We start from the raw sequence: 20,660 nt of genomic DNA, 5'->3' as shown, positions 1-20,660 counted from the left end.
ACTGCCTGGTGGCAGCGGCCCGCGGTGCCGTGCGCCCATCATAGGAACGCGGATCGTGCCGTGGGACGACCCAGGGGTGGTGAATCCTGCGGCATGAGGGGATGACGGGCGGGATTTCGGCCGAATCGCACGATGTGCGCCGGTTGACGTCCCTCCGACGGCCGCCGTCCCGCCCCCTGCCGCCCTCCCCGCGCCCGCCCGCACGCCCGTCACCGAGGACGGGTCGCCCCTCGTCCTGGTCCGTCCTCGCCCGCGCCCGGCCTCACCTGACGTGCCGTCGGCCGGGCAGGTCTCACCCCGCCCGACCAACGCCCCGGCCACCCCTGCCGGGCCGTGCGCCGCCGTCCGCCCCCGCTCCGTCCCGCCGTGGGGCGAGGGGCCGGAGCGGGGCGGGCGACGTGTCAGCCGGCGCCGGCCGCGCGGGGAGGGCTCACGGTGGTGCGGGCCGGGCGGCGCTGGGACGACGCCCGGACGATCAGCTCCGTCGGCATCACCTGCTCGACCGGCTGGTCCGAGGCGATGCCCTCGATGGCGTCGATCAGCAGCTGGACCACGGCCGTGCCGATGCGGCGCGGCTTGAGGGAGAGCGTGGTGATCGGCGGCTCGGTGGCGGCGTAGACCGAGGACTCGCTGCAGCACACCAGCAGCAGGTCCTCGGGCACCCGCAGCCCGTACCGCCGGGCGGCCGCCAGGAGGTCCGTGCCGTTGGGGTCGAACAGGCCGTACACCGCGTCCGGACGGTCCGGACGGGCCAGCAGCCGGTCGGCGGCGACCGCGCCCGCGCAGGGGTCGTGAGCCGGGTAGGACTCGTAGACCGGATCCTGGCCGACGCTCTCGCACCAGCGGAGGTAGGCGGTGGTCGACAGCCGGGTGTAGGTGTCCGTGCTGGTGCCGGTGAGCAGCCCGATGCGGCGTGCCCCGGCCCCGGCGAGGTGGTCGAGGATGCCCAGCACGGCGGCCTCGTGGTCGTTGTCCACCCAGGCCGTCACCGGAAGGGTGCCGTCCGGGCGGCCGTCGGAGACCACCGGTAAACCCTGACGGGCCAGTTCGGTGACGACCGGGTCGTGGTCCGAGGGGTCGATGACCACCGTCCCGTCCAGAGCCACGTTGGACCACACGTCGTGCCGTGAGGTCGCGGGCAGGATGACCAGGGCGTATCCGCGGTCCAGCGCCGCCGAGGAGGCCGCCCGCGCCATCTCGGCGAAGTACGCGAACTCCGTGAAGGTGAAAGGTTCATCCCCGTACGTGGTGACGGTCAGGCCGATGAGGCCGGACTTCCCCGTGCGGAGGGTTCGGGCCGCGGCCGATGGGCGGTAACCGAGACGGTCGGCCACCTCACGGACATGGCGGCGGGTGGCATCGGGCAGTCGGCCCTTGCCGTTGAGGGCGTCGGAGACGGTCGTGATGGACACTCCGGCCGCGGCGGCGACGTCCCGGATACCTGCCCGGCCTGGTCGGCTGCCCCTGCGGCTGATCTCCGCCCGGTTCACCTGGTGCTTCCCTGCTGCTGTCATGGCGAGCCGATAGTAGGGCTCGGAAGGCAGGCTGGGCCGGATGCATATGCGCCCGTTGACAGGGACGATTCTCCATGGTCATGTGGGCGCAATCACCTTGGAAATCAAGGCGATTGAGTCTTGGAGTCGCAGGACCAGGCGTCTCGGCGGGTGCATGCAATGTGCACCGGAGAGGTCCCGCCCGGGGTGCAACTCACCTTCACGGGTGATGCGCGCCAGGGCGCGAGCCACCGGCGTGCGTGATTTTCGCGGTTGCGCCCCTGGGTCCGCGGTTGTTCCGGCACCCCGGACCGCTCCCGCCGGAGGGCGCCCGCCGGGGCCCGTCACACCGGGCCGGTACCGCCACGGCGGGCGGCTCTTAGGCTGATAGCCATCGGTGCCGTCGGCGTAGTGAGCCGCCGGCCGTCATGAGGAGGACTGCGGTGAGCGAGACGACCCCCAAACTGCGTGCCGAGCTGGAGGGAGTGCCCTCCTACAAGCCGGGCCGCCCGGCTTCGGGGACGGGCCCGGTCGCCTACAAGCTGTCCTCCAACGAGAACCCCTACCCGCCGCTGCCAGGCGTGATGGAGAGCGTGGTGGCCGCGGCCGCCTCGTTCAACCGGTACCCGGACATGGCCTGCACCGGCCTGACCGAGGAACTGGCGGAGCGCTTCGGGGTGCCGGCCTCGCACGTGGCCACCGGCACGGGCTCGGTGGGCGTCGCCCAGCAGCTGTTGCAGTCCACCAGCGGCCCCGGCGACGAGGTGATCTACGCGTGGCGCTCCTTCGAGGCCTACCCGATCATCACCCGGATCAGCGGCGCCACGCCCGTCCAGGTCCCGCTCACCCCGGGTGACGTGCACGACCTGGACGCGATGGCCGCGGCGATCACCGAGCGGACCCGGCTGATCTTCGTCTGCAACCCCAACAACCCGACCGGCACGGTGGTGCGCCGGGCCGAGCTGGAGCGCTTCCTGGACCGGGTGCCGAGCGACGTGCTGGTGGTGCTGGACGAGGCGTACCGGGAGTTCATCCGGGACACGGACGTCCCCGACGGCGTGGAGCTGTACCGCGACCGCCCCAACGTCTGCGTGCTGCGCACCTTCTCCAAGGCGTACGGCCTGGCGGGTCTGCGGGTCGGGTTCGCGATCGCCCACGAGCCGGTGGCGGCCGCGCTGCGCAAGACGGCCGTGCCGTTCGGCGTCAGCCAGCTGGCGCAGGACGCGGCGGTCGCCTCGCTGCGCGCGGAGGACGAGCTGCTCGGCCGGGTCGGCTCCCTGGTGGGCGAGCGCACCCGGGTGGTCGCGGCCCTGCGCGAGCAGGGGTGGACCGTGCCGGACACCGAGGCGAACTTCGTCTGGCTGCGGCTGGGCGAGCGGACCATGGACTTCGCGGCGGTCTGCGAGCAGGCGGGTGTGGTGATCCGCCCGTTCGCCGGGGAGGGCGTGCGGGTCACGGTCGGGGAGACCGAGGCGAACGACCTCTTCGTCAAGACGGCGGAGGACTTCCGCAGGTCCCTCTGATCCCGGTCCGGTCCGCCGACCGGACGTGCCGCGGCCCGATGGCCCCCTCGGGGAGCCGCCGGGCCGTCGTCGTTCCGGCGGCCGCGGCCTGGGTGAGGGGCGGTTCTCGGAGCGTGGCCGAGGGGCGGGTTTCGGTCGATCCGGGCCAGTAGGGGGACCCCCCTGTACGACCGTTCGACCGACATGCTGATAATAGCTTGTGAATGTGAACGCTTTCACAAGCGCGCATGTTCATCCCCCCATGTGCGGATCTGGTGGAACAAAGAGTCCGCCTCGAGGCACCGCTGTGAAGGAGAACACGTGGACCTCGCCCTGGCACCCGAGACACTCGCCCGCTGGCAGTTCGGCATCACGACCGTCTACCACTTCCTCTTCGTCCCGCTGACGATCTCCCTTGCCGCGCTCACGGCCGGCCTCCAGACGGCCTGGGTCCGCTCGGGCAAGGAGAAGTACCTCAGGGCCACCAAGTTCTGGGGCAAGCTCTTCCTGATCAACATCGCGCTGGGCGTCGTCACCGGCCTGGTGCAGGAGTTCCAGTTCGGCATGAACTGGTCCGCCTACTCCCGCTTCGTGGGGGACGTCTTCGGGGCGCCGCTGGCCTTCGAGGCGCTGATCGCCTTCTTCTTCGAGTCCACCTTCATCGGGCTGTGGATCTTCGGCTGGGACAAGCTCCCGAAGAGGATCCACCTCGCCTGCATCTGGATGGTGGCGCTCGGCACCCTCCTCTCCGCCTACTTCATCCTGGCGGCGAACTCCTGGATGCAGCACCCGGTCGGCTACCGGATCAACGAGGCCAAGGGCCGCGCCGAGCTCACCGACTTCTGGCTGGTGCTGACCCAGAACACCACGTTGGCCCAGGTCTTCCACAGCCTGGCCGCCGCCTTCCTGACCGGCGGCGCCTTCATGGTCGGCATCGCGGCCTTCCACCTGGCCCGCGGCCGGCACATCGCGGAGATGCGCACCTCGCTGCGACTGGGCTTGGTGACGGTGGCGGTCGGCGGCCTGCTCACGGCGGTCAGCGGTGACGTGCTCGGCAAGGTGATGTTCGAGCAGCAGCCGATGAAGATGGCGGCCGCCGAGGCGCTGTGGGAGGGCGAACGTGGGGCCCCGTTCTCGCTCTTCGCCTACGGGGACGTCGACAAGGGCCACAACACGGTGGCGATCCAGATACCCGGCCTGCTCTCCTACCTCGCCGACTCGGACCTGGACCACTACGTGCCGGGCATCAACGACATCAACGAGGAGATGCAGGAGAAGTACGGTCCCGGCGACTACCGCCCCAACATCCCGGTGGCCTTCTGGAGCTTCCGCTGGATGATGGGCTTCGGCATGGCCTCCCTCGGGGTGGGCGTGCTCGGGCTCTGGCTCACCCGCAAGAAGTTCCTGCTCCCTGGGCATCTGCGGACCGGCGAGGACGAGGTGCCGCGCCTGGTCCTGCTGCCGCGTGGCAGCGTCCTCGGTCCCCGGACGACCCGGCTGTTCTGGCAGGTGGCGACCTGGACCATGGCGTTCCCGCTGATCGCGAACGCCTGGGGCTGGATCTTCACCGAGATGGGCCGCCAGCCCTGGGTGGTGTTCGGCGTCTTCCAGACCCGTGACGCCGTCTCCCCCGGCGTCGGCCAAGGCGAGGTGCTCGCCTCGATGCTCCTCTTCACGGCGGTCTACGCGGCGCTCGCCGTCGTCGAGGTGAAGCTGCTCGTGAAGTACGTGAAGGCCGGCCCGCCCGAGCTCACCGAGGCCGACCTCAACCCGCCCACCCGGATCGGCGGCGACCCTCAGGACGCCGACCGGCCGATGGCCTTCTCGTACTAGCAGGCAGGAGTCGCCCCGCATGGAACTTCAACTGCACGACGTCTGGTTCGTCCTGATCGCCGTCCTGTGGACCGGCTACTTCTTCCTGGAGGGCTTCGACTTCGGGATCGGCGTCCTCACCCGGCTGCTGGCCCGGGACCGGACCGAGAAGCGGGTGTTGATCAACACCATCGGCCCGGTCTGGGACGGCAACGAGGTCTGGCTGGTGACCGCCGCCGGCGCCACGTTCGCCGCCTTTCCCGAGTGGTACGCCACGCTCTTCTCCGGCTTCTACCTGCCGCTGCTGCTGGTCCTGCTCTGCCTGATCCTGCGCGGGGTGGCCTTCGAGTACCGGGTGAAGCGCTCCGGTGAGCAGTGGCAGCGCAACTGGGAGTCGGTGATCTTCTGGACCTCGCTGCTGCTCGCCACCCTGTGGGGCGTGGTGTTCGGCAACATCGTCCGCGGCCTGCGGATCGACCGGGACCTGGAGTACGTGGGCACCCTGGGGGACCTGCTGAACCCGTACGCCCTGCTGGGCGGAGTGACCACCCTCGCGCTGTTCACCTTCCACGGCGCCCTCTTCGCCGCGCTGAAGACCGAGGGGGAGATCCGGGACCGGGCGCGCGGACTGGCGCTGCGGCTGGGCGCCGTCACCGCCGTGCCGCTGGCCGGCTTCCTGCTCTGGACGCTGCTCCTGCGGGGCGGGGCCCCCGGCCTGGTGACCGCGGCCCTCACCCTGGCCGTCCTGGCCGTCGCGGTGTTCACCGCACGGGCCGGGCGGGAGGGCTGGGCGTTCGTCTTCTCCGGTCTCGGGGTGGTGGGGCTGGTGGCGGTCTTCTTCCTGTCGCTGTTCCCGAACGTCATGCCCTCGACGCTGGACGAGTCCTGGAGCCTCACGGTCACCAACGCCTCGTCCAGCCCTTACACCCTGAAGATCATGACCTGGTGCGCGCTGGCGGCCACGCCCGTGGTGCTGCTCTACCAGTCCTGGACCTACTGGGTGTTCCGCAAGCGGATCGGCACACGGCACATCGCCGTGAGCCACTGACCACTCTCACGGACGAGGTTTCACGTGAAACCGGTGGACCCCCGGCTGGTGCGTCACGCACGCGCCACCCGCTTCTTCCTGGCCGCGGTGGTGACCCTGGGCCTGATCGGGGCGGGACTGGTCGTCGCCCAGGCGACGCTGATCGCCGAGGTGGTGGTCGGCGTCTTCCAGCGCGGGCTGGCCACCGGCGAGCTGGGAGCTCCCCTGTTGGCCCTGGCCGCCGTCGCCTGTGGGCGGGGACTGGTCGCCTGGCTGACCGGACTCGCCGCCCACCGGGCGAGCGCGGCGGTCAAGTCCGAGCTCCGGGGGCGGCTGCTGGCACGGACAGCCGCCCTCGGTCCCTCCTGGCTGGACGGGCAGCGCACCGGGTCGCTGGTGAACCTGGCGACCCGGGGCGTGGACGCCCTGGACGACTACTTCGCCCGGTACCTGCCCCAGCTGGGCCTGGCCGTGGTGGTGCCGGTGGTGGTGCTGGCACGGATCGTCACGGGTGACTGGGTCTCCGCGGCGATCATCGTGGCGACCCTGCCTCTGATCCCGCTGTTCATGGCGCTGATCGGGTGGGCCACGGAGGCCCACACCGCGCGGCAGTGGCGGTTGCTGTCGCGTCTCTCCGGCCACTTCCTCGACGTGGTCGCCGGGCTTCCCACCCTGAAGGTGTTCGGGCGGGCGAAGGCCCAGGCGGAGTCGATCCGCCGGATCACCGAGGAGTACCGGCGAGCCACCCTGCGCACGCTGCGGATCGCCTTCCTCTCCTCGTTCGCGCTGGAGTTGCTGTCCACGCTGTCGGTGGCGCTGGTGGCGGTCACCATCGGCATGCGGCTCGTTCACGGGGAACTGGACCTCTACACCGGGCTGGTGGTGCTGGTCCTCGCCCCCGAGGCCTATCTGCCGCTGCGGCAGGTGGGGGCGCAGTACCACGCGGCGGCGGAGGGGCTGGCCGCCGCGGAGGAGGTGTTCGCGACGCTGGAGACGCCGCTGCCGGCGGCGGGGGACCGGCCGGTGCCGGCGGACACGACGATCACCTTCGAGGACGTCACGGTGCGCTACCCGGACCGCTCGGAGGACGCTGTTCGGGGCGTCTCGTTCACCGTGGAGCCCGGCGCGGTGGTCGCCCTCACGGGGCCCAGCGGCGCGGGCAAGTCCACGCTGCTGCGGGTGCTGCTCGGCTTCACCGGGCCCTCGCGGGGGCGGGTGCGCGTGGGTGGCGTGGACCTCGCGGAGATCGACCCGCAGGCCTGGCGGTCGCGGATCGCCTGGGTGCCGCAGCGGCCCCACCTGTTCGCGGGGAGCGTGGCGGAGAACGTGCGGCTGGCACGGCCCGGCGCCGACGACGCCGAGGTGCGGCGGGCGCTGGCGGACGCCGGGGCGCTGGAGTTCGTGGACGCCCTGCCGGAGGGGACCGGCACGTTGCTGGGGGAGGACGGCGCGGGGCTGTCGGCCGGACAGCGGCAGCGGATCGCGCTGGCCCGCGCCTTCCTGGCCGACCGGCCGGTGCTGCTGCTCGACGAGCCGACGGCCGCGCTGGACGGGGCGACGGAGGCGGAGATCACCGAGGCGGTGCGGCGGCTGGCGGTGGGCCGGACCGTCCTGCTGGTGGTCCACCGGCCCGCACTGCTGGCGGTGGCGGACCGCGTCATCCGGCTGACGGCGCCGTCCGGGGCGGCCGCGGCGGGGAGTGGGATCGCGGGCGGGCCGGGCCGCTTGCCCGGGTACGACCACGGCGCCGCGCTTGGTGGTTCCCCGGTGACCCGCGCCGCCGCCCCGGCGGCCGGTGCTGCCGACAAGTCGGTGACCGCTGCCGCCGGGCCGGTGGTGGGAGCGGGCGCCGGTGGCCTGGCCGTTTCCGTGAGCGGGGCGGCGGTCGAGGGCGGTGCCCGTCCCGTGGCCGCGCTTGCGACCGGTGGTGCGCGTGCCCGTGGGCGTGGCGTGCTGCGGCGGGTGCGAGGGCTGTCGGGGGCGCGGCGGGGGCGGCTCGGGACGGCGCTGCTGCTGGGGAGTCTCGCGCTGGGCAGCGCGGTGGGTCTGATGGCGACCTCCGGCTGGCTGATCTGCCGGGCCTCAGAGATGCCGCCCGTGCTGCACCTGATGCTCGCGGTGACCGCGACCCGCGCCTTCGGCATGGGCCGTGCCGTCTTCCGCTACGCCGAACGGCTGGTCTCGCACGACGCCGTGCTGCGGATGCTCGCCGACACCCGGGTCGCGGTCTTCGCGCGGCTGGAGCGGCTCGCTCCCGCCGGGCTGCGCGGCGCACGCCGGGGAGATCTCCTGTCCCGCCTGGTCACCGACGTGGACGCCCTCCAGGACTACTGGCTGCGGTGGTTGCTGCCCGTCGGCGCGGCCCTGACGGTCTCGGCGGGCTCCGTGGCGTTCGCGGCCTGGCTGCTGCCCGAGGCGGGCGCTGTCCTGGCCGTCGGGCTGCTGGCGGCCGGGGGAGGCGTCCCGCTGCTGACCGCGGCGGTGGCCCGGCGGGCGGAGGCACGGCTGGCGCCGGCCCGCGGGGAGCTGGCCACCCGGGTGACCGACCTGCTGACCGGCACCGCCGAGTCGACGGTGGCCGGTGCGCTGCCCGCCCGGCTCGCCGCCGCCCGCGCGGCCGACGCCGTACTCACCCGGATCGCCGGACGCACCTCGTCCGCGAGCGCCCTGGGCGACGGGCTGGTCGCGCTGATCGGCGGCCTCACCGTCGCCGCGTCCGCGCTGGTAGCGGTTTCCGCGGTGGGCGCGGGCAGGCTGGACGGGCTGCTCACCGCGGTGGTGGTGCTCACTCCCCTCGCCGCGTTCGAGGCAGTGCTGGGACTGCCGCTCGCCGCGCAGTACCGGCAGCGGGTGCGGCGCGGCGCGGAGCGGGTCTTCGACGTGCTGGACGCGCCGGATCCGGTGCGGGAGCCCGAGCGGCCGCTTCCGGCTCCGGTGTCGCCGTTCCCCCTCGTGATGCGCGGCCTGTCGGCCCGTCACCCCGGACAGCGTGGGACGGCGTTGAGCGGGGTGGACCTGGTGCTGGAGCCGGGACGCCGGGTGGCCGTGGTGGGAACGTCCGGCGCGGGCAAGACCACCCTGGCCCAGGTGTTGCTGCGGTTCCTGGAGCCCGAGGCGGGGTCCTGCACCCTCGCGGGAGTCGACATCCGGGAACTGGACGGCGACCAGGTGCGCCGGCTGGTGGGGCTCTGCGCCCAGGACGCCCACCTCTTCGACAGCAGCGTCCGGGAGAACCTCCTGATCGCGCGGAAGGGCGCCACCGACGCGGAGCTGCGGGGGGTGCTGGACCGGGTCGATCTGCTGGAGTGGGCGGACGGCCTCCCCGAGGGCCTGGACACCCTGATCGGGGAGCACGGCGCACGGCTCTCCGGCGGCCAGCACCGCCGGCTCGCCCTGGCGCGGGCGCTGCTGGCGGACTTCCCCGTCCTGGTGCTGGACGAGCCCACCGAGCACCTGGACCTGCCGACCGCCGACGCCCTCACCGCGGACCTGCTGTCCGCCACCGAGGTGTCCGCCGCCCGGGGACGGTCCACCGTGCTGATCACGCACCGCACCGTCGGCCTGGAGGCGGTGGACGAGGTGCTGGTCCTGGACGGCGGACGCGTGGTGCAGCGGGGGCGGTACGCGGATCTCGCCGCGGTCGCGGGGCCGTTCCGCACGATGGTGGAACGCGAGGCGGAGGCGGCACTCCTCACCGCCCGACCCGTGGACCTCGCCGGCCCGGTGCCTCGAAGGCCGGCCCCGACGGCCGGCTGACCTCGAGGGCTCGGCGACCGGCGAGCCAGGACCGGCGACCGCCGAGCCACGACCGCCGAGCCAAGACCGGCGAGCCGGGCCGGGGAGGCCGGGTCAGGGAGGGCGGGTCAGAGAAGGTCGGGCCCGGCAGGGGCGGGTCGGGGAGGCCGGGGCAGAGAAGGCCGGGCCAGGGAGGGCCGGGCCAGAGAAGGCCGGGCCAGGGAGGGGCCCGGGCCGGGGAGGCCGGGTCAGGGACGGTCGGGTGGGGGAGGCCGGGCCAGAGAAGGTCGGGCCGGGGAGGGCCCGGCCAGGTGGGCCGGTTCGGGCGGCACGCGGGTCGTGTCGCCCGGCTGCCGCAGAGGTTCCCTCGGGTGCCGTACGGGTTCCCCCGGCCGTACGTCTCCGGCGAGCCAGGCGCGGGTGGCGCCGCCAGCATCGCTGACATGCCTTCACCTCGCCGTGTGCTCCCGCTGGTTCCGGTCCTGTTGTGCACCCTGGCCGCGCTGGCCGTGCCGCACGCAGCCGCCGAGGAAGGGAGAGGGGCCGCCGCCGGTCCACCGGACGACGGCGGCCTCAGTACGCGGGTGGCGCGCCTGTACCGGGAGGCGGCCCGGGCCACCGACCGGTACGAGGCCGACGCCCGTCGGCTGGAGCAGGAGCGTGCCCGGGCCGGGAAGCTGGACCGGCTGCTGGCCACCAAGCGCCGGGAGGCCGAGGTGATCAGGGCGGACGTCGGCCGGTACGCCAGGGCCCAGTACCGGGCGGGCGGTGGTCTGCCGGTCACCGCGCAGATCCTGCTCTCGGGTGACGCACGGGCGCTGATGTCCGGTCAGCGGGCCGTCTGGCGTGCGGACCTCGCCCTCCAGAACGTGATCGACCGGAGCCGTCGCGCCGAGCGGCGACTGGCCGAGGAACGCCGGAGGGCGGAGGAACGGCGGCAGCGGCTGGAGGAGCACTCGGCCGAACTGGACGGAAAGCGGAAGCGGATCGAAAGCACCCTGGAGGAGGCGCGGACGCTGCTGCAGAACCGGGCGGACGCCTCGGTCGCCGCCGGTTCGTGCCGGGGCGCGGTGCGGCTGGAGCAGCCGGAACCGTCTGCGCCGGGGACCTGGGTGACGCCGGTCGAGGAGTACGCGCTGTCGGCCGGGTTCGGCCAGGGAGGCGTCCGGTGGGCGAGCCGGCACACGGGGCAGGACTTCGCGGTGCCGATCGGTACACCGGTCCGCGCGGTGGGCGAGGGCCGGGTGGCCAGGGTGTCCTGCGGTGGCCCCTTCGGGATCGAGGTGGTGGTCGAGCACCCCGGCGGCTACTTCACCCAGTACGCGCACCTGGCCGCGGTCACCGTCGACCAGGGGCAGCGGGTGACGGCCGGCCAGTGGATCGCCCAGTCGGGGACCAGCGGCAACTCCACCGGCCCGCACCTGCACTTCGAGGTCCGCGTCACGCCCCGCTCGGGATCCGCGCTCGACCCCGTCCCCTGGCTGGCCTCCCACGGAGTGCCCCTCGGCTGAAGCGCTGCAGGGCACGGACCTCCGCAGGGCGGGACCCGCGCCGGGCCGGGCACACGCCGGGCCGGGCACACGCCGGGCCGGGCACACGCCGGACCAGGCACACGCGGGGCACACGCCGGGCCAGGCCACGCCGGGGCCGACCGTGCCGGCACCGGGCCGGCCCAGCCCTCACCCCGCCGCGGCGGCTACGGCAGGTCGGCGAGGATCTCCTCGATGACCAGCGCGACCCCGTCCTCGTTGTTCCCCGCGGTCTGACGCCCGGCGGCCCGCAGCGCGTCGGGATGGGCGTTGCCCATGGCGTAGGCCCGTCCCGCCCAGGTCAGCATCTCGACGTCGTTGGGCATGTCGCCGAAGGCGACCACCTCCGCCGGGGAGATGCCCCGCTCGGCGCAGCACAGGGCGAGCGTGCTGGCCTTGGAGACGCCGGGGCCGCTGATCTCCAGCAGGGCGCTGGGGCTGGAGCGGGTGACCGTGACCCGCTCACCGAGCGCGGTGCGGGCCAGGGCGAGGAACGCGTCCGGCTCGAGATCGTGGTGGAAGGCCAGCAGCTTGAGCACCGGCAGGGAGGCCGCGACACCACCGGGCGCCAGCAGCTCCTCCGCGTCGCCGTAGGAGTCGGGCTCCTCCACGAAGATGCGCGGGTAGGCGCGCTCCTGGTGGAAGGCGTAGGTCTGCTCGACGGCGAACAGCGTGCCGGGCACCGCCTCGCGCAGCAGCCGGACGGTCTCCCTGGCGTTGGCATGGCCGACCTCGCGGACCTTGGCGAAGCGGTGGCGTCCCGGGCCGTCGTGCAGGTCGACGACGGCTGCCCCGTTGCCGCAGATGGCGAGCCCGTGCCCCTGGAGGTGGTCGGCGACGACCTCCATCCAGCGAGCGGGCCGCCCGGTCACGAAGAAGACGTCGAGGCCCGCCGCCTCGGCGGCCGCCAGGGCGGCCACCGTGCGGGGCGAGACCGACTTGTCGTCCCGCAGCAGCGTGCCGTCGAGGTCCGTGGCGATCAGCCGGGGCGGAACTGCAGCGTGGGCCCGGGTCGCGGGCGCTTCGAGAGCTGAGGTCACCCCGCCATTCTCGCGCATATGCCAGCACGTGCGTGCGGACGCCCGCACATTTGAGTGAGAATCGACCCCTGAATGATCGGTTCCCCCGCATATGCCGGGTAGGCCGGGCGGGGCAGGTCCCGCCGACGGCTGGAGTTCAGCTCAATTGCGCCGGTGCCTCGGTGGCGATGCGCTCGAAGGTCTTCTCGTCCACGTCGAACTCCGAGTCCGGAATCGGCATGTGGATCACCAGCTCGGTGAAGCCCAGCTCGGCGTGACGGCCGGCGAAGTCGACGAAGGCGTCCACGGACTCCAAAGGAGCGTTGCGGTCCGGGGTGAAGCCGGTGAGCAGCACCTTGTCGAGCTCCTGGACGTCCCGGCCGATGGCCGCGCAGGTGTCCGCCAGCCGCTCGGTCTGGCGGCGGATGGCCGTCACCGAGTCCTCCGGGGTGCCGGTCTCGAAGATCGTCGGGTCGCCCGTGGTCACCCAGGACTGACCGTGACGCGCGGCCAGCTTCATCCCGCGCGGCCCGGTGGCCGCCACCGCGAAGGGCAGGCGGGGCCGCTGGACGCAGCCCGGGATGTTGCGGGCCTCGTGCGCCGAGTAGTGGTCGCCCGTGTAGGAGACCGAGTCCTGGGTGAGCAGCCGGTCCAGCAGCGGGACGAACTCGGCCAGCCGGTCGGCGCGCTCCCGTGGAGTCCAGGGGTCCTGGCCCAGCGCGGTGGCGTCGAAGCCGGTGCCCCCGGCCCCGATGCCCAGGGTGATCCGGCCGCCGGAGATGTCGTCCAGGGAGATCAGCTCCTTGGCCAGAGTGACCGGGTGCCGGAAGTTGGGCGAGGTGACCAGGGTGCCCAGACGGACCCGGGAGGTGACGGTGGCAGCGGCGGTCAGGGTGGGAACGGCGCCGAACCACGGGCCGTCCCGGAAGGTGCGCCAGGACAAGTGGTCGTAGGTGTAGGCGGTGTGGAAACCGAGTTCCTCGGCGAGTTCCCAGGAGGCTCGTCCGCCTTCCTGCCAGCGGCGGTACGGCAGGATCACGGTGCTCAGGCGCATGCTCATGGTGCGAGCCTACGGCCGGGGCGTTTCACGTGAAACAACCCACCTGCGCACGTCACCCCTGCTGCAGCCGCAGGTACTCCGGTGGGACGGACCGGGTCAGCCAGACGCCGTTGGCACTCACCTGGAAGAGATGGCCGTCCCGGTGCATCGCCCCGGCGTCGATCGTCAGCACGAGGGGGCGGCCTCGGCGGGCACCCACCTTGGTGGCGGTCTCCCGGTCCACCGAGAGGTGGACGTCATGGCGGGCCATCGGGCGCAGCCCTTCGGCGCGGATCGCGTCCAGGGACCGGGCGACGGTGCCGTGGTACAGGAACGGAGGCGGCACGGCCGCCTCCAGGCCGAGGTCCACCTCGACGGTGTGACCCTGGCTGGCACGGATCCGGGTGCCCTCGACGGCGAAGCGCCGCTTGTCGTTGGCCGCCACCGCGTGGTCGAGCTCCGCCCGGCTGATCGGGAAGCCGTGGGCCGCGGCCGCTTCCAGCAGGGCGTCGATCTCCACCCAGCCGCCGGGGTCGAGGGTGATGCCGATCCGGTCCGGCTGGTGGCGCAGATGCCGGGAGAGGTACTTCGAGACCTTCACCATGCGCCGGTCGTCGGTGCCGGCGTTTTCCTGAGAGGTGTTCATGTGGCCCAAGTCTCAGGCATCGGGCGTTTGATCCACAGCGAATTACGGTTCTCCACAGGATTGGGGGCCAACCTGTGGACAACTTCGCCGCGATACGGACGGAGCCGCCCCATCTCGCCACGGCTCCCCGTCTCGGCTCCCGGGTGGACCCTTACGCGTCCCCTACATCTGGAGGGTGAGTCGGGCACGCCCCACGGGAGGACGACGCGCCCCCGCCCGCCCCCTACCGTCAGGGCCGTGACTGTGATCCTGACCGAAAGCCTGAGCAAGCGGTTCCCCCGGGTGACCGCCCTCGACCGGCTCACCCTGGACATCGGCTCCGGGGTGACCGGCCTGGTCGGCGCCAACGGCGCCAGCAAATCGACCTTGATCAAGATCCTGCTGGGTCTCTCCCCCGCATCGGAGGGACGCGCCGAGGTGCTGGGCATGGACGTCCGGGCCGAGGGCGCCGCCATTCGCGCCCGGGTCGGCTACATGCCGGAGCACGACTGCCTGCCGCCGGACGTCTCGGCCACCGAGTTCGTCGTCCACATGGCGCGCATGTCGGGTCTGCCGTCGGCCGCCGCCCGCGAGCGCACCGCCGACACCCTGCGTCACGTGGGCCTGTACGAGGAGCGCTACCGGCCCATCGGCGGCTACTCCACCGGCATGAAGCAGCGGGTGAAGCTGGCCCAGGCGCTGGTCCACGATCCGGATCTGGTGCTGCTCGACGAGCCCACCAACGGTCTCGACCCGGCCGGGCGCGACGACATGCTGGGTCTGATCCGGCGGATCCACACCGACTTCGGCATATCGGTGCTGGTCACCTCCCACCTGCTGGGGGAACTGGAACGCACCTGCGACCACGTCGTCGTGATCGACGGCGGCTCGCTGCTGCAGGCCAGCTCGACCACCGACTTCACCCGGTCCACCGCGGTCCTCGCGGTGGAGGTCACCGACAGCGACGAGCACCCCGACGGCATCGAGGCCCTCCGCAAGGCCCTCGACGCACAGGGGGTGCGCACCGAGGACGGCGGCGCCGGCCTCCCCGGGGCGGGCCGCATCCTGCTCCTCACCGCGGACGGCGACGCCACCTACGACCTGGTCCGCGACACCGTCGCCGGCCTCGGGCTCGGCCTGGTGCGCATGGAACAGCGCCGGCACCACATCTCGGAGGTCTTCCGCCATGACGACCGATAGCCTCACGCCGGCCGGATCCCCGGGCAGGCCGTCACGGCCGGGCGACGGCGCCGCGCCCGAGAGCCGGATCCACGACATCGGCTACCGCGGCTACGACGGCCCCCGCCTGGGACGCTCCTACGCCCGCCGCTCCCTGTTCACGCAGTCCCTGCGCGGCGCCTTCGGACTGGGCCGCTCCGCACGGTCCAAGATCGTGCCGGTGATCATCACCGCCGTGATGGCGCTGCCGGCGGTGATCATGGTGGCGGTCACCATGATCACCGGCAGCGAGGAGCTGCCCCTCCCCTACGTCGAGTACGCCGTCGGCTTCGACATGGTGATCGCCCTGTTCCTCGCCGCCCAGGCGCCCCAGGCGGTCTCGCTGGACCTGAGGTACCGGACCATGCCGCTGTACTTCTCCCGCCCCATCGAGACCTCCGACTACGTCCGGGCCAAGTACGCGGCGATGGCCTCGGCGGTCTTCGTGCTCACCTCGCTGCCCCTGGTGCTCCTCTACGTCGGCGCGCTGCTGGCGAAGCTGGACTTCACGGACCAGACGACCGGCTTCGCCCAAGGGCTCGCCGGCGCCGCCGTGCTGTCCCTGCTGCACTCCGCCGTCGCCCTGCTGGTCGCCGCCCTCACGCCGCGCCGCGGCTTCGGCGTGGCCGCGGTGATCGCCGTGATGACCCTGTCCTTCACCGCGGTCACGGCGCTGCAGGTCGCCGCGGACGAGAGCGGGGCCTCGGGTGCCATGAACTGGATCGGCCTCTTCTCGCCCAGCAGCCTCATCTACGGCCTCCAGCACGCCTTCCTCGGCGCCGAAGGCCCCTTCCCGGGCGAAGTCGGGCCGTCCGCCGCCCAGGGCGTCGTCTACCTGCTGGTGGTCGCGACGCTGATCGCCGGCTGCTACGCCCTTCTGATCCGCCGCTACCGAAAGGCCGGGCTGTGACCACCATCAAGCTCGACCACGTCTCCCGCTGGTTCGGCAACGTGGTCGCCGTCAACGACATCACCATGGACGTCGGCCCGGGCGTCACCGGTCTGCTGGGACCGAACGGGGCGGGGAAGTCCACGCTCATCAACATGATGGCGGGGTTCCTCTCCCCCTCGGCCGGGACGGTCACCCTCGACGGCAGGCCGGTCTGGCGCAACGAGGACATCTACCGGGAGATCGGCATCGTCCCCGAACGCGAGGCGATGTACGACTTCCTGACCGGCCGTGAGTTCGTCGTGGCCAACGCGGAGCTGCACGGTCTGGGGGACGCCGAGGCGCGGAGCGCCCTGGCCCTGGTGGAGATGGAGTACGCCCAGGACCGCCGGATCGGCACCTACTCCAAGGGCATGCGGCAGCGCGTGAAGATGGCGTCCGCGCTGGTGCACGGGCCCTCGGTGCTGCTGCTCGACGAGCCGTTCAACGGCATGGACCCGCGCCAGCGGATGCAGCTGATGGAGGTGCTGCGCCGGATGGGGGCCGAGGGCCGCACCGTGCTGTTCTCCTCCCACATCCTGGAGGAGGTCGAGCAGGTCGCCTCGCACATCGAGGTGATCGTCGCCGGACGCCACGCGGCCAGCGGTGACTTCCGCTCCATCCGCCGTCTGATGACCGACCGCCCGCACCGGTACCTGGTGCGCTCCAGCGACGACCGGGCCCTGGCCGCGGCGCTGATCGGCGACCCGTCGACGTCCGGCATCGAGGTGGACACGGCGGAGGACGCGCTGCGGATCCAGGCGGCCGACTTCGGCCGGTTCACCGCGCTGCTGCCCCAGGTGGCCCGCGACCACGGCATCCGGCTCTACACGGTGTCGCCGTCGGACGAGTCCCTCGAGTCCGTCTTCTCGTACCTTGTCGCGGCCTAGCGACACAGCGGCCCAGGAGGCCCTCACGATGTCCTCAGCGTCCACAGCCTTTCATCCTACGGTGGCCCGGCTCACCTACCGGGCCCTGCTCGGCCGGCGCCGCGCCCTCGTCCTGGGCAGCCTGCCGCTGCTGCTCGTGGTGATCTCCGTCGTGGTGCGGCTCATGGCGGGCGCCGACCCGCAGAGCGCGGTCAACGTGCTCGGCGGCTTCGCGCTGGCCGCCATGGTGCCGATCGTCGGCGTGATCGCCGGCACCGGGGCGATCGGTCCCGAGATCGACGACGGTTCGGTGATGTACCTGCTCAGCAAGCCGGTGAAGCGGCGGACCGTGCTGCTCACCAAGCTGGTCGTGGCGATCGGGGTGACGATGGTCTTCTCGGCCGTCCCCACCCTGGTCTCCGCGCTGATCCTGGCGGGAACGGCGGACGGGGTCGCCGTCGCCTACACGGTCGCCGCGATGGTCGCCTCGGTGGCCTACGCGTCGCTCTTCCTGATGCTCGGCACGATCACGCGTCACGCGGTGGTCGTCGGCCTGGTCTACGCCCTGGTCTGGGAGGCGCTGCTCGGCTCCTTCGTGCCGGGGGCCCGGTCCCTGAGCGTCCAGCAGTGGGCGCTGGCGGTCGGCGGCGACCTGGCCGAGGGGAAGCTGGTCACCTCGGAGGTCGGCACGGTCACCGGCGCGGTGCTGCTGGTCGTGCTCACCGTGCTGGCCGCCTGGTACGGGGCCCGCCGCCTGCGCACCCTGACCCCCGCGACGGAGGAGTGAGACCGCGCGCCCTCGCGCACCTTCCTGACGGGGTGCGTCCGGCGTCGATCTCCTCGAACGTGATTCCGGATCCCCTTCCGCCCCGGCACACTGGGCGTGAGGGGATCCGGGAGGTACGGGGAGATGGCGAAGCCTGACGGGACGGCGGGTCCGGAGGACTGGGACGAGGTCGTCCTGGACGAGGACTTCGTGCGCGGCGCGACGGTCCAGGAGCCGTCGGGCCGGGCGAGGATGCTGGCGGCGCGGTGGCGGCGTGAGCCGCCTGAGCCGGAGCCGTGGCGGACGGACCAGCCCCCGGCGGGCTGGTTCTGGAGCAAGGCGCGCCGCCGCAGGTGGCGGCGTAAGTGACGCGCCCCGGGCGGCCGCCCGTCCGCTAATTCGGTGGCGGAGCGGGCCCGCGCGGAGGCACAGTGGGGTGTCACGCCGGACATGTCCGGCGTGACGTGGTCCGGGAGCGGGGACGGGGAGGAAAGGCCCCGGCCCCCGGCTGGGCAGGCCCGCGCCGGCGCCGGTGGGATTCGTTACCCCACCGCGTACGTGCTGCTGGGAGCCGCCCGGGGGCGGCCGCTTCGAGCGCGCGGGAACACAGCCCCGCGCGGGCCGCCCCACCCGGGACCACCCCTCCACCCCTTCCGACGGCGCCCCGCGCGGCGCGAGAGCCGCGCGGGCAGCACGGGTCAGGGAACGAGGAGCCGTTCCAGGACGACGGCGATGCCGTCCGCGTCGTTGGACGTGGTGACCTCGTCCGCGACGGCCTTGACCTCGTCGTGGGCGTCGGCCATGGCCACGCCCCAGGACGCCCACCGGAACATCGGTATGTCGTTGGGCATGTCGCCGAACGCGATGGTCTCGGCGGCCTTCACGCCCAGCCGACGGGCGGCCAGCGACAGCCCGGTCGCCTTGCTCAGCCCCAGCGGCAGCAGTTCCACGATGCCCGCGCCGGCCATCACCACGGTGACGAACCCGCCGGCGATCCGCTGGGCCGCCTCGGTGAGCTCGTCGTCGCCCATGGTCGGGTGCTGGATGTAGAGCTTGCTCAGCGGCGCCGCCCACAGGTCCGCGGGATCGGTGAGCGGCTCGGCCGGCAGGTGGCCCACCGACCGGTAACCGGGGGAGACCAGGACGTTCCCGTCGAGCCCGTCCCGGGCGGCCGCGACGAACAGCGGCCCCGTCTCCGCCTCGATCTTGGCGAGGGCCAGCTCGGCGATCCTGCGGTCCAGCGTGACCGACGTCAGCAGCCGCCCCGCACCCGCGTCGTAGACCTGACCGCCTTGGCTGCACACGGCGATGCCCCGGTACCCGAGGTCGTCGAGCACGTCACGGGTCCACGGCACGCCGCGCCCGGTGACCACGATGTGGGCCGCGCCCGCCGCGGTGGCCGCGGCGAGCGCGTCACGGGTGCGCCCCGAGATGGTGTCGTCGGAGCGCAGCAGTGTCCCGTCGAGGTCGGTCGCGATCAGCCGGTAGGGGAAGGACGACGGGGGAGGCGTCACTTGGCCACCGGCTCGAAGACCTCACGGCCTCCGAGGTAGGGGCGCAGGACCTCGGGGACGCGCACCGAGCCGTCCGCCTGCTGGTGGTTCTCCAGGATGGCGACGATGGTGCGCGGCACCGCGCAGAGCGTGCCGTTGAGCGTGGCCAGCGGGCGGGTGCCCTGCCCGTCACGCAGACGGATCTGCAGGCGGCGGGCCTGGAACTCGGTGCAGTCCGAGGTCGAGGTCAGCTCGCGGTACTTGCCCTGGGTCGGGATCCACGCCTCGCAGTCGAACTTGCGGGCGGCGGAGGAGCCGAGGTCACCGGTGGCCACGTCGATCACCCGGAACGGCAGCTCGAGCGAGGTCAGCCACTGCTTCTCCCACTCCAGCAGGCGCTGGTGCTCGGCCTGCGAGTCCTCCGGGGCGACGTAGGAGAACATCTCCACCTTGTCGAACTGGTGGACGCGGAAGATGCCGCGGGTGTCCTTGCCGTGCGAACCGGCCTCGCGGCGGAAGCAGGGCGAGAATCCGGCGTAGCGCAGCGGGAGACGGTCGGCGTCCAGGATCTCGTCCATGTGGTACGCCGCGAGCGCCACCTCGGAGGTGCCGACCAGGTACAGGTCGTCCTCCGCCAGGTGGTAGACGTCCTGGCCGGAGCCCTGGCTCAGGTAGCCGGTGCCGGCCATCGACTGCGGGCGCACCAGCGCCGGGGTCAGCATCGGGGTGAAGCCGGCCGCGGTGGCCTGGGCCATCGCGGCGTTGACCAGGGCCAGCTCCAGCAGGGCGCCGACGCCGGTGAGGAAGTAGAACCGCGAGCCGGAGACCTTGGCGCCGCGCTCCACGTCGATGGCGCCCAGCAGCCGGCCGAGCTCCAGGTGGTCACGGGGCTCGAAGCCCTCGGCCGCGAAGTCGCGGATCGAGCCGTGGGTCTCGCGGGTGACGAAGTCCTCCTCGCCGCCGACCGGGACCTCGGGGTGCACCAGGTTGCCCAGCTGGAGCAGGAGCCGCTGGGTCTCCTCGGCGGCCTCGTCGCGCTGGGCGTCGGCGGCCTTCACGTCGGCGGCGAGCGTGCCGGCGCGCTTCAGGAGTTCGGCCTTCTCCTCGCCGGACGCCTTGCCGATGAGCTTGCCGAGCGACTTCTGCTCGTTGCGCAGTTCGTCGAAGCGGACGCCGGACGACCTGCGCCGCTCGTCGGCGGAGAGCAGGGCGTCGACGAGCGCGACGTCCTCTCCACGGGCGCGCTGCGAGGCGCGCACACGGTCAGGGTCCTCACGGAGCAGGCGAAGGTCAATCACGGGACCAGGCTACCGGTGCCCGCGCGGCGGTCACGACCCAGTATTCACCGGTGTCCGGACGGCGGCGGAGCGTCAGGTTGTCCACAGAAATGCACAGCCTTGGACAAGGGTTATCCACAGGGTTTCCGCTCAATCTGTGGACAACGGAGGTGAGCGCTCCGAATGAGGGCCGGGAGGGCCTGATCCCCTACGAATGGGGCCTCGGAGGGAGCAATGTCGCCACTTTCGAGTGAAAAGAGGGGAGGTCGATGAGAGATTCCACGGAAAAGGGTGAATGAGGGAAGGTTGCCCGTAACTTCCCCCGGAA

Annotated in this window: 16 protein-coding genes; 10 read left to right on the top strand and 6 right to left on the bottom strand. The window is 72.7% G+C overall.

The window, feature by feature from the left end:
* Window positions 1-401: 401 nt before the first annotated feature.
* Complete coding sequence (locus ACFRAV_RS10080) at window positions 402-1,514, bottom strand: LacI family DNA-binding transcriptional regulator (RefSeq protein ID WP_382553353.1); 1,113 nt, start codon at window positions 1,512-1,514, stop codon at window positions 402-404.
* Window positions 1,515-1,936: 422 nt separating this feature from the next.
* On the opposite strand from ACFRAV_RS10080, the gene hisC reads away from it, so the two are divergent.
* The 5 genes from hisC (at window position 1,937) to ACFRAV_RS10055 (ending at window position 11,080) form a co-directional block, all read left to right on the top strand.
* The gene (hisC, locus tag ACFRAV_RS10075) at window positions 1,937-3,016 is read left to right on the top strand and encodes a histidinol-phosphate transaminase (RefSeq protein ID WP_382553351.1); all 1,080 of its coding nucleotides are present in this window, start codon (window positions 1,937-1,939) and stop codon (window positions 3,014-3,016) included.
* 300 nt (window positions 3,017-3,316) lie between these two features.
* Window positions 3,317-4,828, top strand: coding sequence for a cytochrome ubiquinol oxidase subunit I (locus ACFRAV_RS10070; protein WP_382553349.1), 1,512 nt, complete (start codon window positions 3,317-3,319; stop codon window positions 4,826-4,828).
* 19 nt (window positions 4,829-4,847) lie between these two features.
* Window positions 4,848-5,855 carry a cytochrome d ubiquinol oxidase subunit II gene (gene cydB / locus ACFRAV_RS10065; RefSeq protein ID WP_382553346.1) on the top strand — a complete coding sequence of 336 codons (1,008 nt, stop codon included), beginning with the start codon at window positions 4,848-4,850 and terminating at the stop codon, window positions 5,853-5,855.
* Window positions 5,856-5,879: 24 nt separating this feature from the next.
* Window positions 5,880-9,590: a thiol reductant ABC exporter subunit CydD gene (cydD, locus tag ACFRAV_RS10060; protein WP_382553343.1), complete on the top strand. Its 3,711-nt coding sequence runs from the start codon at window positions 5,880-5,882 to the stop codon at window positions 9,588-9,590.
* A gap of 422 nt (window positions 9,591-10,012) precedes the next feature.
* Window positions 10,013-11,080: a M23 family metallopeptidase gene (locus ACFRAV_RS10055; RefSeq protein ID WP_382553340.1), complete on the top strand. Its 1,068-nt coding sequence runs from the start codon at window positions 10,013-10,015 to the stop codon at window positions 11,078-11,080.
* A gap of 185 nt (window positions 11,081-11,265) precedes the next feature.
* Here ACFRAV_RS10055 and ACFRAV_RS10050 read toward each other — a convergent pair whose 3' ends face one another.
* From ACFRAV_RS10050 to ACFRAV_RS10040, 3 genes are all read right to left on the bottom strand, one after another.
* Window positions 11,266-12,156: a Cof-type HAD-IIB family hydrolase gene (locus tag ACFRAV_RS10050; protein WP_382553337.1), complete on the bottom strand. Its 891-nt coding sequence runs from the start codon at window positions 12,154-12,156 to the stop codon at window positions 11,266-11,268.
* A gap of 118 nt (window positions 12,157-12,274) precedes the next feature.
* On the bottom strand, window positions 12,275-13,177 hold the full coding sequence (locus ACFRAV_RS10045) for an LLM class flavin-dependent oxidoreductase (protein WP_382553335.1): 903 nt from the start codon (window positions 13,175-13,177) through the stop codon (window positions 12,275-12,277).
* Window positions 13,178-13,229: 52 nt separating this feature from the next.
* Window positions 13,230-13,802, bottom strand: coding sequence for an RNA 2'-phosphotransferase (locus ACFRAV_RS10040; RefSeq protein WP_382553332.1), 573 nt, complete (start codon window positions 13,800-13,802; stop codon window positions 13,230-13,232).
* A gap of 243 nt (window positions 13,803-14,045) precedes the next feature.
* Between ACFRAV_RS10040 and ACFRAV_RS10035 the strand changes: the two genes are divergently transcribed.
* The 5 genes from ACFRAV_RS10035 to ACFRAV_RS10015 all read left to right on the top strand — a co-directional run bounded on the left by ACFRAV_RS10035 (window position 14,046) and on the right by ACFRAV_RS10015 (window position 17,931).
* The gene (locus tag ACFRAV_RS10035) at window positions 14,046-14,981 is read left to right on the top strand and encodes an ABC transporter ATP-binding protein (protein ID WP_382553445.1); all 936 of its coding nucleotides are present in this window, start codon (window positions 14,046-14,048) and stop codon (window positions 14,979-14,981) included.
* Window positions 14,968-15,909, top strand: a complete 942-nt coding sequence (locus ACFRAV_RS10030; protein ID WP_382553330.1) for an ABC transporter permease — start codon at window positions 14,968-14,970, stop codon at window positions 15,907-15,909. The genes ACFRAV_RS10035 and ACFRAV_RS10030 overlap by 14 nt, the downstream gene beginning before the upstream one ends.
* Entirely contained in the window at window positions 15,906-16,817 is a 912-nt protein-coding gene (locus ACFRAV_RS10025) for an ABC transporter ATP-binding protein (RefSeq protein WP_382553328.1), read from the top strand. The genes ACFRAV_RS10030 and ACFRAV_RS10025 overlap by 4 nt, the downstream gene beginning before the upstream one ends.
* Before the next feature lie 28 nt (window positions 16,818-16,845).
* Complete coding sequence (locus ACFRAV_RS10020; protein ID WP_382553326.1) at window positions 16,846-17,583, top strand: ABC transporter permease subunit; 738 nt, start codon at window positions 16,846-16,848, stop codon at window positions 17,581-17,583.
* Window positions 17,584-17,706: 123 nt separating this feature from the next.
* Entirely contained in the window at window positions 17,707-17,931 is a 225-nt protein-coding gene (locus ACFRAV_RS10015; protein WP_382553324.1) for a hypothetical protein, read from the top strand.
* A gap of 329 nt (window positions 17,932-18,260) precedes the next feature.
* Here the strand turns inward: ACFRAV_RS10015 and ACFRAV_RS10010 are convergent, their stop codons facing one another.
* Both ACFRAV_RS10010 and serS read right to left on the bottom strand, forming a co-directional pair.
* Window positions 18,261-19,076 carry an HAD family hydrolase gene (locus ACFRAV_RS10010; RefSeq protein WP_382553322.1) on the bottom strand — a complete coding sequence of 272 codons (816 nt, stop codon included), beginning with the start codon at window positions 19,074-19,076 and terminating at the stop codon, window positions 18,261-18,263.
* Window positions 19,073-20,353 (bottom strand): serine--tRNA ligase, encoded by a 1,281-nt coding sequence (serS, locus tag ACFRAV_RS10005; protein ID WP_382553321.1) that lies wholly within the window; start codon window positions 20,351-20,353, stop codon window positions 19,073-19,075. Before serS ends, ACFRAV_RS10010 begins: the two co-directional genes overlap by 4 nt.
* Window positions 20,354-20,660: the final 307 nt, after the last annotated feature.

Origin of the sequence: Streptomyces sp. NPDC056600, assembly GCF_042792855.1 — a bacterium.
Taxonomy (GTDB): Bacteria; Actinomycetota; Actinomycetes; order Streptomycetales; family Streptomycetaceae; genus Streptomyces.
This window is presented reverse-complemented; position numbering and strand designations above follow the sequence as displayed.

Bases quoted from the DNA above. Each gene is read 5' to 3' on its own strand.
- ACFRAV_RS10080 (WP_382553353.1), bottom strand. From the start codon at position 1,514: ATGACAGCAGCAGGGAAGCACCAGGTGAACCGGGCGGAGATCAGCCGC.
- cydB (WP_382553346.1), top strand. From the start codon at position 4,848: ATGGAACTTCAACTGCACGACGTCTGGTTCGTCCTGATCGCCGTCCTG.
- ACFRAV_RS10055 (WP_382553340.1), top strand. From the start codon at position 10,013: ATGCCTTCACCTCGCCGTGTGCTCCCGCTGGTTCCGGTCCTGTTGTGC.
- ACFRAV_RS10050 (WP_382553337.1), bottom strand. From the start codon at position 12,156: ATGCGCGAGAATGGCGGGGTGACCTCAGCTCTCGAAGCGCCCGCGACC.
- ACFRAV_RS10045 (WP_382553335.1), bottom strand. From the start codon at position 13,177: ATGAGCATGCGCCTGAGCACCGTGATCCTGCCGTACCGCCGCTGGCAG.
- ACFRAV_RS10040 (WP_382553332.1), bottom strand. From the start codon at position 13,802: ATGAACACCTCTCAGGAAAACGCCGGCACCGACGACCGGCGCATGGTG.
- ACFRAV_RS10030 (WP_382553330.1), top strand. From the start codon at position 14,968: ATGACGACCGATAGCCTCACGCCGGCCGGATCCCCGGGCAGGCCGTCA.
- ACFRAV_RS10020 (WP_382553326.1), top strand. From the start codon at position 16,846: ATGTCCTCAGCGTCCACAGCCTTTCATCCTACGGTGGCCCGGCTCACC.
- ACFRAV_RS10015 (WP_382553324.1), top strand. From the start codon at position 17,707: ATGGCGAAGCCTGACGGGACGGCGGGTCCGGAGGACTGGGACGAGGTC.